This window comes from Microbacterium sp. K41 (assembly GCF_004794395.1).
GTDB classification, from domain to species: Bacteria; Actinomycetota; Actinomycetes; order Actinomycetales; family Microbacteriaceae; genus Microbacterium; species Microbacterium sufflavum.
The window spans coordinates 1-337 of record NZ_SSDO01000030.1; the positions used below are offsets into that span (position 1 = coordinate 1).

At 76.6% G+C, this 337-nt stretch carries 1 pseudogene; it reads left to right on the plus strand.

The features are described 5' to 3' along the window. Positions 1–81: 81 nt before the first annotated feature. A pseudogene (locus DW309_RS00375) lies at positions 82–337 on the plus strand (hypothetical protein); the annotation flags it as partial.

Below are 337 nucleotides of genomic sequence, written 5' to 3' on the forward strand. Positions count from 1 at the left end.
CGGCGGCTCCCCCGTGCCGCGGGCGCCGCGGTCGTCGCGGTCGCCGCGGTCGCCGCATGATGGCGCCGCACGGGACCTGACATGCGGATCGTCGATGCCCACGTGCACGTCTGGGATGTGGACGCCGTGCCGATCCCCTGGTTCCGCGACGACCTCGACCTGCCGCGGCACGCCTCCGCCGTCGGGCTCGGACGGGAGTTGACGGCGGCCGGTGTCGCCTCCGCAATCGCGGTGCAGGCCGCGGACTCCGTGGCGGAGGCGGAGTGGCTGACCGCGACCGCCGCGCGCGACCCGTTCCTGCGGCGCGTGGTGCTGCAGTACTCCCCCGCGCCCGGAC